The organism is Pseudomonas sp. 05T35 (assembly GCF_056396605.1).
Genome location: NZ_JBFTLU010000186.1, coordinates 1 through 15,459, shown reverse-complemented (window position 1 = coordinate 15,459; position 15,459 = coordinate 1). Strand labels below are relative to the sequence as shown.

12 protein-coding genes and 2 pseudogenes are annotated in these 15,459 nt (G+C 60.7%); 8 read left to right on the top strand and 6 right to left on the bottom strand.

Annotated features, from left to right (window positions below; genetic code table 11):
- The 3 genes from AC1DH9_RS15645 to AC1DH9_RS15635 all read right to left on the bottom strand — a co-directional run.
- Positions 1–195 (bottom strand): response regulator (locus AC1DH9_RS15645; protein ID WP_477808390.1); only part of this gene is annotated, 195 nt, incomplete at its 3' end.
- Between the two features lie 92 nt (positions 196–287).
- Entirely contained in the window at positions 288–935 is a 648-nt protein-coding gene (locus tag AC1DH9_RS15640) for a TetR family transcriptional regulator C-terminal domain-containing protein (RefSeq protein WP_477808389.1), read from the bottom strand.
- 143 nt (positions 936–1,078) lie between these two features.
- Complete coding sequence (locus AC1DH9_RS15635) at positions 1,079–2,128, bottom strand: ABC transporter substrate-binding protein (protein WP_427546387.1); 1,050 nt, start codon at positions 2,126–2,128, stop codon at positions 1,079–1,081.
- 217 nt (positions 2,129–2,345) lie between these two features.
- Between AC1DH9_RS15635 and AC1DH9_RS15630 the strand changes: the two genes are divergently transcribed.
- Positions 2,346–4,319, top strand: coding sequence for an oxidoreductase (locus tag AC1DH9_RS15630; RefSeq protein WP_477808388.1), 1,974 nt, complete (start codon positions 2,346–2,348; stop codon positions 4,317–4,319).
- Between the two features lie 14 nt (positions 4,320–4,333).
- Positions 4,334–4,933, top strand: a complete 600-nt coding sequence (locus AC1DH9_RS15625; RefSeq protein ID WP_427547411.1) for a cupin domain-containing protein — start codon at positions 4,334–4,336, stop codon at positions 4,931–4,933.
- Here the strand turns inward: AC1DH9_RS15625 and AC1DH9_RS15620 are convergent.
- Positions 4,930–5,862 (bottom strand): helix-turn-helix domain-containing protein, encoded by a 933-nt coding sequence (locus AC1DH9_RS15620; protein WP_427547409.1) that lies wholly within the window; start codon positions 5,860–5,862, stop codon positions 4,930–4,932. The two genes, AC1DH9_RS15625 and AC1DH9_RS15620, sit on opposite strands and share 4 nt — an antisense overlap.
- A gap of 173 nt (positions 5,863–6,035) precedes the next feature.
- On the opposite strand from AC1DH9_RS15620, the gene AC1DH9_RS15615 reads away from it, so the two are divergent.
- From AC1DH9_RS15615 to AC1DH9_RS15595, 5 genes are all read left to right on the top strand, one after another.
- A complete protein-coding gene (locus AC1DH9_RS15615) occupies positions 6,036–7,394 on the top strand; it encodes a glutamine synthetase family protein (RefSeq protein WP_427547406.1) in 1,359 nt (452 codons plus the stop codon).
- Positions 7,395–7,530: 136 nt separating this feature from the next.
- A complete protein-coding gene (locus AC1DH9_RS15610; protein WP_427540979.1) occupies positions 7,531–8,619 on the top strand; it encodes a polyamine ABC transporter substrate-binding protein in 1,089 nt (362 codons plus the stop codon).
- Positions 8,616–9,926, top strand: a complete 1,311-nt coding sequence (locus AC1DH9_RS15605; protein ID WP_477808387.1) for an NAD(P)/FAD-dependent oxidoreductase — start codon at positions 8,616–8,618, stop codon at positions 9,924–9,926. Before AC1DH9_RS15610 ends, AC1DH9_RS15605 begins: the two co-directional genes overlap by 4 nt.
- Before the next feature lie 36 nt (positions 9,927–9,962).
- Positions 9,963–10,460 (top strand): GNAT family N-acetyltransferase, encoded by a 498-nt coding sequence (locus AC1DH9_RS15600; protein ID WP_427540973.1) that lies wholly within the window; start codon positions 9,963–9,965, stop codon positions 10,458–10,460.
- A gap of 108 nt (positions 10,461–10,568) precedes the next feature.
- Positions 10,569–11,366 carry a type 1 glutamine amidotransferase domain-containing protein gene (locus tag AC1DH9_RS15595; RefSeq protein ID WP_477808386.1) on the top strand — a complete coding sequence of 266 codons (798 nt, stop codon included), beginning with the start codon at positions 10,569–10,571 and terminating at the stop codon, positions 11,364–11,366.
- Positions 11,367–11,380: 14 nt separating this feature from the next.
- On the opposite strand, the gene AC1DH9_RS15590 is transcribed toward AC1DH9_RS15595, so the two are convergent.
- Positions 11,381–13,645: an ATP-dependent DNA helicase gene (locus tag AC1DH9_RS15590; protein ID WP_427540967.1), complete on the bottom strand. Its 2,265-nt coding sequence runs from the start codon at positions 13,643–13,645 to the stop codon at positions 11,381–11,383.
- A gap of 5 nt (positions 13,646–13,650) precedes the next feature.
- On the opposite strand from AC1DH9_RS15590, the pseudogene AC1DH9_RS15585 reads away from it, so the two are divergent.
- Positions 13,651–13,725: pseudogene (locus AC1DH9_RS15585) on the top strand (hypothetical protein); the annotation flags it as partial.
- Here the strand turns inward: AC1DH9_RS15585 and AC1DH9_RS15580 are convergent.
- Positions 13,720–15,294: pseudogene (locus AC1DH9_RS15580) on the bottom strand (VRR-NUC domain-containing protein); the annotation flags it as partial. The pseudogenes AC1DH9_RS15585 and AC1DH9_RS15580 sit on opposite strands and share 6 nt — an antisense overlap.
- Between the last annotated feature and the right edge of the window lie 165 nt (positions 15,295–15,459).

Here is a 15,459-nt window from a genome sequence, read left to right as displayed (position 1 = left end):
GGTCAGGGTCAGGCCGTCCTTGCCCGGCAGGCGAATATCGAGCATCACCAGATCGACAGTCTGGCTCGCCAGAAAGGTTTCGGCGAGTTCCGCCGTGGCGGCGCAATGCACTTCATAACCTTCCTGGGACAGGTAGGCGTGCAGCAGTTCGCGAATCAGCGGATCGTCATCGACGATCAGTACCCGAGGAGCCATCGCTTGGAATCCTGCGTATGCCCGAAGGCGTGTTTCTTATTAGAGTTTTTTCCTGCACTGGCGCCAGAGAGTATCCATTGCTGAACGGACGATCAACAGCCCGTCGTCTGCAAGCAAAAACGCTGGCGCCCACCGGCCTGTAAACCGTCGACCCAGGCTTCGCAAATCTGCATGCCCTGCTCCGGGGTAAAGGTCCCCGGGTTGAGTCCCRACTCCAGCCACAAGCCGTCGAGCAAGGCACTGAGGCTGATGGCCGCAAGATCGGCGTCGAAGTGCTCCCAGCCCTCCTCCTGCGCCAACTCGGTCAGCACCTTGCGCAATATGCCGCGGTACTCGCCATAGGAATGATCGTGCGCCTGGTTGATCGCCTCCGCGGTCTTGACTGCCCCCCAGAACGCCAGCCAGGCGTCCAGCAGTTGCGGGTCCAATATCTCGGCGGAAAACGAGCCGCGGAAGAACGCCGACAAACGCTCGCGGGCATTCGGTGCAGCCTGTTCCATGGCCTCGCGCAGCAGGCTCATGACCCGCCCGGTGATCGACATGTAAGCCTCGGCCACCAGTTCGTCTTTGCCCGAATAGTGATGGCTGATCAGCCCGACCGAAACCCCGGCCTCAGCGGAAATCTTGCGGATCGATGCGCCCTGGAAGCCGTGGCGCTTGAGGCACACCAGTGTTGCCTCGATCAGGTTGGCCTTGCGCAACTCCGGCTCCATGCGGGAAAAACGGGCTTCCTGACTCATGCGCGACACTCTCCATAGATCAATCGGTAGGGACCTCAGCCGGGAAGACCGCGGGCTAAACGACTGTACAGCAAGAGCGACAAAAGTCTCCAGCGTCAGATCCCGGGTTTTCCCGCACGGCTCGGTCAGTCGCCCCGTTGCAATTACTTGCTGGCCCAGGCGTTGAAGCGCTCTTCGAGTTCCTCGCCATGATCGACCCAGAACGGCACGTTCATCGACAGTGCACCCTTGAGGTTTTGCGGGGCAGTCGGCACCCATTGCGCCAGTTTGCTGTCCAGTCGCGCGGCGGCCTGGGTGTTGGTCGGGCCGTAAGGAATCTGCTCGACGTACTTGACCTGGGCATCCGGCTGGTTGGCAAAAGCTATAAATCGCTTGGCCTGATCGACGTGTCTGGAGCCCTTGATGATCGCCCAGTAGTCCATGCCGTACAGGCTCCCCGGCCAGACCAATCCGAGGTGACTGCCGCTTTGCGCGGCAGCAGCCACGCGCCCGCTGTAGGTCGAGGTCATCACCACATCGCCGGCGGTCAGCCATTGCGCCGGTTGCGCGCCGGCTTCCCACCACTGGATATGCGGCTTGAGTTCGGTGAGCTTGGCGAACGCCCGGTCGACGCCCTGCGGAGTGCTCAGCACCTTGTACACGTCCTCGACTTTCACCCCGTCCGCCAGCAAGGCGAACTCCAGGTTGTACACCGCACGTTTGCGCAGCCCGCGTTTGCCGGGAAATTTCTGCACATCCCAGAAGTCGGCCCATGAGGTCGGAGCCTGCGCCAGCTTCTGGGTGTCGTAGGCAATCGCCACGCTCCAGACCAGCGCGGCGGAACCGCATTCCTGCGCGGCCTCGGGGATCAACTGCTCGGCGTGTCCCAGAGCTTTCCAGTCCAGGCGTTCGTACATGCCTTCGTCGCAGCCGCGCATCAGGTCCGGGCCTTCGATCTGCACCACGTCCCAATCGACGTTGCCGGTATCGACCATCACTTTGATCCGGGCCATTTCGCCGTTGTATTCGCTCTGGATCAGCTTGCTCCGATCCGCCGTGCTGAAGGGTTGGAAGAACGCCACATCCTGGGCTTTTTGTCCGGCTCCGCCGTAACCTACCACCACCATCTCCGGTGCTGCCTGAGCGTTGCCAAGGCCAATGGCCAAGGTCAACAACAAGGGATAAAAACCGTGCTTGAGCGTGTTCGATTTCATCAGTGGTTCCTCGTGCAGGTGTCACTCAGGCAATGCCGGCGTGACCCATTTTTTATTGTGGTGAGGTTCGCCCCAGGAGTGGGCGCCAAAACAAGCTACTGCAAGCATAAGTAAAAAAACAAGTTGATTTTTTACTGACGGTAAATTTCTATAGGGCAATAATAACAACGCCGAAAACCCGGCCTTTCGGCTTCAGCCCGCCTGGAGTACCCGTACCATGCCGACCTCGACCCCAGCTTTTGCGCATCTGTTCGAACCCTTGCAGATTCGTGGCAAACGCCTGAAAAACCGCATCATGTCCAGCGGGCATGACACCTCGATGCCCACCGACAACCTGGTCAACGAACAACTGATCGCCTATCACAAGGCACGCGCCGAAGGTGGTGTCGGGTTGATCGTGTTGCAAGTGGCCGGTGTGCATGACAGCGCGCGCTACACCTCGCATGTGCTGATGGCGACCGACGACGCCTGTATCGAGGGCTATCGAAAACTCGCGCAAAGCTGCCACGCCCACGGCACCGTGGTGCTCTCGCAGATCTTCCATCCGGGACGCGAGATCATGGAGTCCAGCGATGGCCTGCTGGCAGTTGCCTATTCGCCTTCGGCAGTACCCAACGAGCGTTTTCGGGTGATGCCGCGCGCGCTTGATCAGGCGATGATCGACGAGATCGTCGCCGGTTATGGTGCCGCTGCCAGGCGCCTGTATCGGGCCGGGCTGGACGGTGTCGAAGTGGTCGCCAGCCATGGTTACCTGCCGGCGCAATTCATCAACCCACGGGTCAACCGCCGCACCGACGACTACAACGGTGACCTGCAACAGCGCCTGCGCTTTTTGCGCGAAGTGATCGCCGCCGTGCGCGCCAACACCGACGAGCAGTTCATCATCGGCTTGCGCATTTCCGCCGATGAGCGCGACCCCGAGGGGCTCACCGAAGACGAGTCGCTGCAAGCGGTCAAATCGCTGCAAGCGCAGCTGGATTATGTGCACATCGTCGCCGGAACCTCGGCGTCGTTGGGTGGCGCGGTGCACATCGTGCCGCCGATGGCGATCGAAGCCGCTTACCTGGCCAAGGAAGCCGGAACCTTCAAGGCCAGCCTGAGCATTCCGTTGTTCGTCACCGGCCGGATCAACCAGCCGCAGGAAGCCGAACTGATTCTGGCGCGTGGCCAGGCCGATGTGTGCGGCATGACCCGTGCGCTGATTTGCGACCCGCAAATGCCCAACAAGACCGACGCCGGCCGCGCCGAAGATGTGCGGGCCTGCATCGCCTGCAATCAGGCGTGCATCGGGCACTTCCACAAAGGTTTGCCGATTTCCTGCATTCAGCACCCGGAAACCGGTCGCGAGCTGCTGTTCGGCCAGCGACAACCGACCACCCAGCGCAAACGCATCATGATTGCCGGCGGTGGTCCGGCCGGGATGAAAGCTGCGGCAGTGGCTGCGCAACGCGGGCATGAGGTGACGCTCTACGAGGCCAGTTCGCAACTCGGTGGGCAAGTGCTGCTGGCGCAACTGTTGCCACGGCGCAGCGAGTTCGGCGGTGCCAGCACCAACCTGCAACGCGAAATGGAACTGGCCGGGGTGCGCGTGGTGCGCAATACCCGGGTCGACCGCGCCTTGGTGGAGCGCGAACAGCCGGACATGGTAATCGTCGCCACTGGCGCCGAGCCCTACTGGCCGGCATTCGAACGCGGCGGTGAGTTGCAGGTGGTGGACGCCTGGCAGGTGCTGCGCGATGAGGTGCAGATTGGCCGTTCGGTGGTGGTGGTCGACTGGCGCTGTGACTGGATCGGCCCCGGCATTGCCGAACGCCTGGTGCGCGCCGGACACCAGGTGCAACTGGCGGTCAATGGCACCCACTGCGGGGAAAACCTGCCGCTGTACGTGCGCGATCAACTGGCCGGCGAACTGCATAAGCTGGGTATCCCGATCACGCCTTATGCGCGGCTTTACGGTTGCGACGACAACACCGTCTACTTGCAACACACCGCCAGCGGCGAACCGATGCTGTTTGAAAACGTCGATACGCTGGTGCTGTGTCAGGGCCATCAGCCGGTGGATACCTTGGGTCTCGAGCTGCAAGGTCTAGTGGAATTTCGGCGGATCCATGTCCTCATCGCGAGCAGGCTCGCTCCCACAATGGACTGCGCGCAACTGACTGGGCCCTTTACCGTTCGGAGCACGCCATGAGCAATAGCAGCAAGATGCCGCCTGCCAGCAGCGCGCCTTCACCAGATAGCGGCGCGGCCGAACCGCATTTTCTCGGCACGCGGATTCGCGGCCTGCGCAAACGTCGGGGCATGACTCTGGCGGAGCTGGCGCACATGAGTGAGTTGACGGCAGGCTACATCAGCCAGCTCGAACGCAACCTCGCCTACCCGTCGATTCCCGCGCTGTTCAACATCGCCCGAAGCCTGGGCGTGACCATCCAGTGGTTCTTCGCCAGCGAAGCCAACACCGCCCCCGAAGACCACGGTTACGTGGTGCGCAAGAACAGCCGCATGAGCGTGCATTACGAAGACGGCATCGTCGACCAACTGCTGACCCCGCAACCCAACCGTCAGCTGGAAATGCTCCATTCACGCTTCCCGCCAGGCACCTACAGCCAACACAGCTACAGCCATGAAGGCGAGGAAGCCGGCTATCTGCTGTCGGGCACTTTCGAGTTGTGGGTCGCAGAGCGTCATTTCCAGCTCAACGAAGGCGACAGCTTCAGTTTTTCCAGCCAGGAACCCCACCGTTATGGCAATCCCGGCGACGTCGATGCGGTGGTGATCTGGGTGATCACCCCGCCTACATTCTAGCGACGCACGCGCCCATTCGACTGAGTGGCGCATGCACGCTTCAAGGTGTCACTCGGCAACTCCTTGAACAGCGCCCGGTAGCTGCTGGAAAACCGCCCAAGGTGCCAGAACGACCAGTTCATCGCCACTTCGGCCACCGTGGTGTCGGTCGCGGTACGGTTGAGCAACTCCCGACGGGCGCTGTTGAGCCGGCGCAAACGCAGCCATTGCGTCGGCGCCATGCCGGTGTAGGTCTTGAACGCGTGTTGCAGCTGACGCAATGACACTTCGGCGACCTGGGAAAGCTCCAGCAAATTGAGGTTCTCTTCCGGCGTATCCGCCGCCCATTCACCGATCCGCTTCATGATCGTTCGCTCCCCTGCCCGGCGCTGCAACGCGCCCTGGTCCAGGCAAACACAGGCGTTGTCGAGAATGAACAGGCAGTCGTCCAGCAGCTGTTGAGTCAGCGCGTCCTTGCTCGGCGGATCGATGGTGTGTGACAGCCGGGTCAAGGTGCCGCTCAGCCAGCGGCTGAACAGCGCGTTCTGCTGCGAATTGAGCGGCGCCATGAACAGGCCTTCCAACCGCTCGACGTTCAGGCCGTTGCGCTGAACGAATTCCGGGCCGAACACCACGGCCACTTCCTGATAGTTCTCTGGGGTGATCCAGATGTTGCGACTTTCGCCGTTCAGCACATACAGCGCGTTGTCACTGCGATCGAAACAGAACGCCAGTGAGCCCGGCGGCGCGCTGAAATTCTGCTCGACGCGGGTGTTCATGCACTCCTCGTAAATCTCCACGCCTTGCAGGTCCAGATAACGCACCAGGCCTGCGAAATGCCCGGGCGACATCTGCTGATAGTGCTGCACCCACCCAGGGGTCGCGCGGATCTGTTCGGCGACATCAGCGGTGTTGAAAGCCTGCACGTGCAAGGGGTTTGACTCTGTCATGGAGTGACCTGTACGCACTTTTTTGGTGCGTTTTGGTGCTGCTTAAAGTGGATAGATGGATCGAAACGCGTCGACCAAGATAGTCGTCAACGCGCTACAGGGAAAGTCTCTCGCCACTTGTACGAGATGCAGAGAGCGACTCTGGCGCTGATAAAACCAACAACGAGGTCTTTATGAATGCCCCTTTCGATCAGCTGTCCTCATGGCTGAAAGAACACAAGATTACCGAAGTCGAATGCGTGGTTAGTGACCTGACCGGTATCGCTCGCGGCAAGATAGCGCCCACCAACAAGTTCCTGCATGAGCGAGGCATGCGCCTGCCGGAAAGTGTGCTGTTGCAAACGGTAACCGGGGACTTTGTCGACGACGACATTTACTACGACCTGCTCGACCCTGCCGACATCGACATGGTTTGCCGGCCGGATTCTTCAGCGATTTACCTGGTGCCGTGGGCGATCGAGCCGACCGCCATCGTGATTCACGACACCTTCGACAAGCTCGGTAATCCGATCGAGCTGTCGCCGCGCAACGTGCTCAAGAAAGTCCTCAAGCTCTATGCCGACAAGGGCTGGCAGCCGATTGTGGCGCCGGAAATGGAGTTTTACCTGACCCAGCGCTGCGAAGATCCGGACTTGCCGCTCAAGGCACCGCTGGGCCGTTCGGGCCGCGCCGAAAGCGGTCGCCAATCGTTTTCCATCGATGCGGCCAACGAATTCGATCCGCTGTTCGAAGACGTCTACGACTGGTGCGAACTGCAAGGTCTGGACCTCGACACGCTGATCCACGAAGACGGCCCGGCACAGATGGAAATCAACTTCCGTCACGGCGATGCGCTGGACCTGGCCGACCAGATCACCGTATTCAAGCGCACCCTGCGCGAAGCGGCGCTCAAGCACAACGTCACTGCGACCTTCATGGCCAAGCCGATCGGCGACGAACCGGGCAGCGCCATGCACCTGCACCAGAGCGTGGTCGACATCGCCACCGGCAAGCCGATCTTCGCCACAGACGACGGGCAGATGAGCGAGCTGTTCCTGCACCACATTGGCGGTCTGCAAAAGTACATTCCGAAACTGCTGCCGATGTTCGCGCCCAACGTCAACTCGTTCCGCCGCTTCCTGCCGGATACCTCGGCACCGGTGAACGTTGAGTGGGGCGAAGAAAACCGCACCGTCGGGTTGCGCGTACCGACTTCCGGTCCCGAGGCCATGCGCGTGGAAAACCGTTTGCCGGGCGCCGATGCCAACCCGTACCTGGCCATCGCTGCCAGCCTGCTATGCGGATACTTGGGAATGATCGAGCGCATCGAACCGAGCGCACCGGTGCAGGGCCGCGCCTACGAGCGACGCAACCTGCGCCTGCCGATCACCATCGAGGATGCACTGGCGTACATGGAAGACTGCCCGACCATCGAGCGTTACCTGGGGGCTAAATTCGTCCGCGGCTACGTCGCGGTCAAGCGCGCCGAACACGAAAACTTCAAGCGGGTGATCAGCTCCTGGGAGCGCGAGTTTCTGTTGCTGAGTGTCTGATCTCTATCAGTTGATGTGACTGCCATGTCCTCATCGCGAGCAGGCTCGCTCCCACAAGGTCCGTGCCTGGCATTGGCCCGGGGGTGCAACAAACAAATCCAGAACATCGAAAACAATCATTCAAAGAGGTGTCGAAATGCGTCTATTGAAATCAGTCGTTCCCGCAGCGCTCGCGCTGTTCTGCAGCCTCGGCGCGCACGCGCAGCCGAGCGTCAGTGTGTACAACTGGACCGACTATATCGGTACGACCACCCTCGCCGACTTCCAGGCGAAAACCGGTATCAAGGTCATCTACGACGTATTCGACTCCAACGAAACCCTGGAAGGCAAACTGCTCGCCGGGCGTACCGGGTATGACGTGGTGGTGCCTTCCAACCATTTCCTGGCGCGTCAGGTCAAAGCCGGCGCGTTCCTCAAACTGGACCGTTCGCAACTGCCGAACTGGAAAAACCTCGACCCGAAATTGCTGAGGCTGCTGGAGAAGAACGACCCGGGTAACGAACATTCGGTGCCGTACCTGTGGGGCACCAACGGCATCGGCTACAACGTCGACAAGATCAAGCAAGTGCTGGGTGTCGATCACATCGACTCCTGGGCGGTGCTGTTCGAACCGGAAAACCTGAAAAAGCTCACCCAGTGTGGCGTGTCGATGATGGATTCGCCCGATGAAGTGTTCCCGGCGATGCTCAACTACATGGGCATGGACCCACGCAGCTCGAATGTCGAGGACTACAAGAAAGCCGAAGCCAAGCTGCTGAGCATCCGTCCGTACATCACCTATTTCCACTCCTCCAAGTACGTGTCGGACCTGGCCAACGGCGACATCTGTATCGCCTTCGGTTACTCGGGCGACGTGTTCCAGGCAGCAAACCGGGCGAAGGAAGCGAAGAACGGCGTGAACATCGCCTATGCGATTCCCAAGGAAGGCAGCAACCTGTGGTTCGACTTGCTGGCCGTGCCTGCCGATGCCGGCAACGCCAAACAAGCCCACGAATTCATCAACTACCTGCTGGAGCCGGAGGTGATCGCCAAGGTCAGCGCCACCGTCGGTTACGCCAACCCCAACCCTGCGGCCAAGCAGTTCATGGACGCAGAGCTGGTGAACAATCCAGAGGTCTATCCCTCCCAGGCGGTGCTGGACAAGCTGTACATCTCGACCACACCGACAGCGGAAATCATGCGCGTGATGACCCGCTCCTGGAGCAAAGTGAAGTCCAACAAATGAATCAGATCGCTATAAACCTGTCGGCGGAACACGCCCGCTCCTATTACAACGCCTCGGCCAATGCGATGGCGCAACACCCGACGCTGACGTCGGATCTGCAAGCCGACGTCTGTGTGATTGGCGGTGGTTTTACCGGCGTCAACACCGCGATTGAGCTGGCCCAGCGCGGACTCTCGGTGATTCTGCTGGAGGGGCGAAGGATCGGCTGGGGTGCCAGCGGCCGCAATGGCGGGCAGTTGATCCGCGGCATTGGCCACGACGTTTCGGGTTTTTCCCGTTATGTCGGCCAGGAAGGCGTGCGCTATCTGGAGCGCGCTGGCATCGAATCGGTCGAGGTGGTGGGCAATCGCATCCGCGAGCATGGCATCGACTGCGACCTGCGCTGGGGCTTCTGCGAACTGGCCAATACACCCGCGCAATTTGCGGCATTTCAAGTGGAGCAAGAAACCCTGGACGCCCAGGGTTATGCCCATGCAACCCGCCTCGTCAGGCCCGAAGACATGCGCCAGGTGGTGAACTCCGGTGTCTACGCAGGCGGACTGGTGGACATGGGGTCCGGTCATCTGCACCCGCTCAATCTGGTACTCGGCGAGGCTCGGGTCGCCGAGTCGCTGGGGGTGCGGATTTTCGAGCAAAGCCCGGCGCTGGAGATCATCCATGGCAGCACCGTGCAGGTTCGCTGCGCAGGCGGCACGGTGCGCGCCGGGAGTCTGGTGCTGGGCTGCAACGCGCACCTGGAGGATCTGGAACCACGGCTCAGCGGCAAGGTGCTGCCGGCGGGCAGTTACATCATCGCGACCGAGCCATTGTCAGCGCAGGCTGCCGCCGAATTGATCCCGCAGAACCTGGCGCTGTGCGACCAGAAAGTCGGACTCGACTACTACCGGCTTTCGGCAGACCGGCGCTTGCTGTTCGGCGGTGCCTGCCATTATTCCGGACGCGATCCGGCGGACATCGCCGCCTACATGCGCCCGAAAATGCTCAAGGTGTTCCCGCAGCTGGCCGATGTGCGCATCGACTATCAATGGGGTGGCAGGATCGGCATCACCGCCAATCGTTTCCCCCAGGTCGGTCGGTTGTCGCAGTACCCGAACGTGTTTTACGCCCAAGGCTATTCCGGTCATGGCCTCAACGTCACACACTGGACCGCGCGATTGCTGGCCGAAGCGATTCATGCCGGACACAGCCACGGCCTGGACGTCTTCAGCGCAGTGCCGCACATGACCTTTCCAGGTGGCCGTGCATTGCGTACACCGCTGCTGRCACTGGGCATGTTGTGGCATCGTTTGCGTGAGGTGCTAGGTTAATCGCCATCGTCATCGAATCGTCTGGAGCTTCGGGCAATGGCCACGATCGAACTGCACCGCGCACAACGGGATGAACTGGACTGCATCGAAAACCTGATGCAGTTCTATCTGTACGACTTCAGCGAGTGGCTGCCGCTGAAGATTGGCGCCCATGGATTCTTCCCCCTTCAGCCCATGCTCGACTACTGGCGAAAGCCTGCGACGCAAGCGTTCCTGATCAAGGTTGACGGAGATATCGCCGGGTTCGTGACGGTTGACGACGCAGTTCGTTTCGACGACGTGCAGTACAACATCGGTTATCTCTTCGTCAGCCGCCGCTATCGCGGGCGCGGCGTCGGCAGGTTTGTGGTGTCTGCCCTGCTCCAGCAGCTTCCCGGTCAGTGGCAGATTTTTCATATCGACGCCAATCAGCCGGCGCAGGCGTTCTGGTCAAAAATCATCCCTGAGCTGACCCTGGGTCAGTTCACTCTTCATCAGCTTCCCGTCGACGGCTACCCGTGCACGCTGTTCAAGTTTCGGTTCACTGAGGCTTGAACCGCTGACTGCATCAAATCGGCGGGCAACGGCTGGCGAAGTCCAGTCCCTGCGTCCAGACTCAGAGCAATAGACGATCCCCAGCGCTGACGACTCGAGGCTTTGAGCATGCTGCTTTTCCTGTTACCTCAGGCTGACTACGACCCCACTGAAAGCAGCGTGCCCTGGCAGGCGTTGCATGACGCCGGAATCGAGGTGCGCTTCGCGACGCCAAAAGGCTTGCCGGCCTACGCCGACGCGCGACTGGTGGACATCGGTTTMGGGCCACTGAACTCGTTGCTGATGACCCGCAAGGAAGATCTTCAGTGTTACGCGGCCATGACCGCCGACGAGGGTTTCAAATCACCCATGGCCTACGCCGAAGTAGACCCCGAGCAGTACGAGGGGCTGGTGATCCCGGGCGGCCATGCCAAGGGCATGCGCAGTTTGCTCGAATCCGAAGACGCCCGGCGGATTGTCCGGCACTTCTTTGATACACAGAAACCGGTCGCGGCGGTCTGCCACGGTGTCTTGCTGCTGGCCCGCACGCGGGATACCGATAACGTTCTTTCGGTGCTGCACGGGCGCAAGGTGACCGCGTTGCTGGCCAACACCATGGAGTTGCCAGCCTGGTGGATTACCGCACCGTGGCTTGGCCGCTACTACCGCACCTATTCGCAAACAGTGCAGGCCGAAGTCACTGCGGCATTGGCCAGCGTCCATGACTTCTTGCCGGGACCACGATTCGCGCAACGTGATTCGACAGAAAACCCGCAATGCGGATTTATCGTGCATGACGGCAACCTGTTGACCGCGCGTTGGCCGGGCGACTGCCACCGTTTTGCCGCGGAGCTGGTCAGCATGGTGTACCAGGCACGCAGTGTTCAGACCTCGCGCCGGGCCGACTGGAAAGTCAGCATGCATTGACGGCGTCGCGCATTTCACAGGCGCCCGCTGACCGACCACCAGCGCGGCAGCAACTGCTGAACCTTGCTTTCGCCAAAGCGGTCATCAATCAGCATCACCACGCCTTGATCCTGTTGGGTTCGAATCACCCGTCCGGCGGCTTGCACCACCTTCTGCACACCGGGAAACAGGTAGGTGTAGTCGTAACCTGCGCCGAAGATCGCCGCCATGCGCTGCTTCAACTGCTCGTTGACCGGGTTCAGTTGCGCCAGCCCCAGCGTCGCGATGAACGCCCCGATCAACCGCGATCCCGGCAAATCGATACCCTCCCCGAATGCCCCGCCCAACACCGCAAAGCCGATGCCCTGGCTCGCTGGCGTGAACTGTTCAAGAAAGGCCTGACGCCGGGCTTCGTCCATGCCGCGTGACTGTGACCACAGGTTGATCTGCGGCCAGCTCTCGGCAAACAACTGCGCCACTTGTTGCAGATAATCAAAGCTGCTGAAAAACGCCAGGTAATTGCCGGGACGCTCCATGAACTGTCGGGCCATCAACTCGACAATCGGCGCAAGCGAGGCCTGCCGGTGCACGAATCGGGTGGAGATTTGACTGACAATCTGCACCTTGAGCTGCTCGGCGCTGAACGGCGACTCGACGTCGATCCACACCGTGCTCGCCGGCAACCCGAGCAGGTCGGAGTAATAGCGCTGCGGGCTCAAGGTGGCGGAAAACATCACGGTGCTGCGCGCCGCCGTCAGGCACGGGCGGATAAACCCGGCCGGCACCACATTGCGCAGGCACAGTTGTGAAAGGCTGCGCGTGTTGCCGAGGTCGCGCTTGCTGATGTCGAACAGAAAATGCTCATCGAACAGCTCGGCGACCCGGCTGAATTGCAGCGCATCGAAATAGAAACTCTGCAACGCAGCGTCCAGCCCCTGCGGGTGATCATTGAGGTAATCGCCGATGGCCGTCGTGCAGAGCGACAGCGCTTGCAACAATTTGTCCGGGGCCTTCGCGTAGGCCTGATAAGGGCTGATCTGTGTTTTGTGCAGCGCATTCCATTCGCGGTTGACCCGCTGCAAGCTCTTCTTCAGCACCTCGGGGGCGCTTTTGCGCAGGGTATTCAAGGTGAATTGATCGAGGCTTGCGCTGTACATCTGCCGACCGCGCTCCACCAGGTTGTGGGCCTCATCCACCAGCACCGCGACTTTCCACTGGTTGGCCTGGGCCAAACCGAACAGCAACGCACTGAAGTCGAAATAGTAGTTGTAGTCGGCAACCACCACGTCAGCCCAACGGGCCATTTCCTGGCTCAGGTAATACGGACACACCTGATGTTTCAGGGCGATCTCGCGCAGGGCTGTCTGATTGAGCAAGGTCACCCGACTCGCCGCCTCGCGGGCCGCCGGCAAACGATCGTAAAAGCCTTTCGCCAACGGGCAGGATTCGCCGTGACAGGCTTTGTCCAGGTGCTCGCAGGCTTTGTCGCGAGCAATCATCTCCAGCACTCGCAACGGTAAACCGTCGCTGCCGTCGACGATCACCTGTGCCGCATCCAACGCCAATTTTCGCCCGGGAGTCTTGGCGGTGAGAAAGAACATCTTGTCGATCTGTTGTGGCGCCAACGCCTTGAGCATCGGGAACAGCGTGCCGACCGTCTTGCCGATGCCGGTCGGAGCCTGGGCCATCAGGCAGCGACCGGTGCTGACCGCCTTGAACACCGACTCGGCAAGGTGACGTTGTCCCGGGCGGAAGTCCGGGTACGCAAAGCCCAGCGCCTGCGCGGCCTGATTGCGCGCTTCGCGATGGGCCATTTCCTGCTCGGCCCACTGCAGGAACAACCCGCACTGCAGCGTGAAGAAACGCTCCAGCTCAAGCGCGCTCCAGGTTTCGACCAGGCTGGTTTCCTTTTCGCTGACGATATCGAAGTACACCAGCGCCAGCTCGATCTCGGCCAACTGCAGTTTCCGACACATCAGCCAGCCGTAGATTTTCGCCTGGGCCCAATGCAACTGGCGGTGGTTGGCCGGCATTCGCTCCAGTTCGCCACGGTAGGTTTTGATTTCCTCAAGGCGGTTCTGGCCAGGGTCATAACCGTCCGCCCTGCCCCTGACCGTCAACTGCCGATATTCGCCTTCCAGAGCCACTTCGTTTTGATAGGTCTCGCTACGCCGCGAAGCGACAGTGCGGTGACCGACGATGCCTTCCAGGGCAGTCGGCGACGGTGTGAAACGCAGGTCGAGATCACCGACCTTGGCGGTGAATTCGCATAACGCCCGCACCGCAACGCTGTAGCTCACGCCTCGTGCTCCACCCATTGCACATAACAGACAGCGATAGGCATCTGGTGCTCGTGGCAGAACTCCAGCCAGCGCAGTTGGTTGTCTTGCAGGCGATCGCCCGGGCCTTTGACCTCGATCATCCGGTAAGTCTTGTGTTGCGGCCAGAACTGGATCAGGTCCGGCATCCCGGCGCGATTGGCCTTGATGTCCAGCAACAGTCGATGGAACCAGTGCCTGAGGTGTTCAGCCGGCAGACAGTCCAGTGCCTGCTCAAGCAGCTCTTCGGTCAGCACGCCCCAAAACACGAAGGGTGACTGCACCCCCGACTTGGCGCGAAAACGCTGGCGGATGGTCTCGGCATAACGTCCATCGTCCAGTTCTGCCAGGCACGCCTGGAACAGCTCGGCACGCCGGGAATGAAAATCCTCGCTGAGCAGGTCCACCGGCCCACGCTGGAACGGGTGAAAAAATGCGCCAGGCAACGGTGCGAAAATCGCCGGCCAGCAGAGCAGCCCGAACAACGAGTTGATCAGGCTGTTTTCAACGTAATGCACCGGGGCTGTGGGTTCATCGAGATGAGCCTGGACGTAGAACTCGACCGACAGTGCCGGGTCGCTTCGCGACAGGCTCAGGTCCAGGCGCTCAACCTCGCGCGTCTTGACCCGAGGCGCCGGCGGGCCGCCGAGTTTACGCCGCAACCGGGGCAGCACCCGCAACAGCTGTTGTTGCTCGGCGGCGCTCTCCGGCGCGTGTTCGGCATGGGTCGCCAACTCCAGGGCCAATTGAAACTCGGCGCAACGTTCCAGCACCCGGATCAAGCGCAACCTGGCGCCGGGGTACGCGCATTCGCGGTAGATCGTCAGCGCTGCCGGGAAATCGGCGATGCGCTCGCAGTGTTGCCCGATCTGAAACAGCAGCTTGGCGCGGCGCCGCTCGAGCCAGGGGTTGGCGGTTTGCAGTGCCTGGATCTGTTCGACGACCTGTTCCAGCGCCTCCCCGGCTTCAAGACGCAGCTGACAATCGTGCAGATAGAGAAACGCCTCGACGTCGTCACGACTGCGCAAGCCTCGGGATTCGGCGCAAAACTCGACTTTCTCGTAGGTAAAGATCCCAAGGTCTGCCAGGACGAACTCCGACCAGTCCTGATACAGGTTGCCGAAGAACATCAGCCGCAGCCGATCGCACAGGTTCATGATGGTCAGGCTCAACAACCGGTCATCCAGCGTCGGACACCAGGTCTTGAAGGACTGCGCCTCGGTGAACTGCTCGCTCAGTGCGGCCAGCCACTCGGACTTCTTCGCTTTGGGTTGTTCGATGGCCGCGCTGAAGCACTGAAGGATTTCCGGTTTGAGCAGCACCTCGAACAGTTGCTCAATCGACAGCGGCGCCTTTTCGTCAACCCAGCCAAGGGTCAGCAAGGGCTCTGCCGCGCGGGCGATCTCGCCTATTTCGGCGTAATGCAACTTGCCGAAGCGAAAATGCTCGCCCTTGCGCATGACCATCCTGACCAGCAGTGCCTGAGAGGCGCGCGGCAGCTGGCCAAAATCAACGATGAATTGCTGCTCCTGCGCGCTCAGCACGTCGGCATAGCGCTGCTCAAGCCAGGCGAGTACTTGTTGGAAGTTGTTCAGGTAATAGAACGGATCTTCGAGCGGATTGACTGTCACGAATAGAAAGCGCCATGGCGAGCGGGTACTGGTTATGCGTACAGATATCAGCTGAACCCGGTGCTGGCAAATGGAAAGAGATAAGTGGAGGGTTTTGCGTAAAGAAGGTCACCATGTACAGGCACGACGCATGACCCGTAGCAGCTGGCGAAGCCTGCGTTCGGC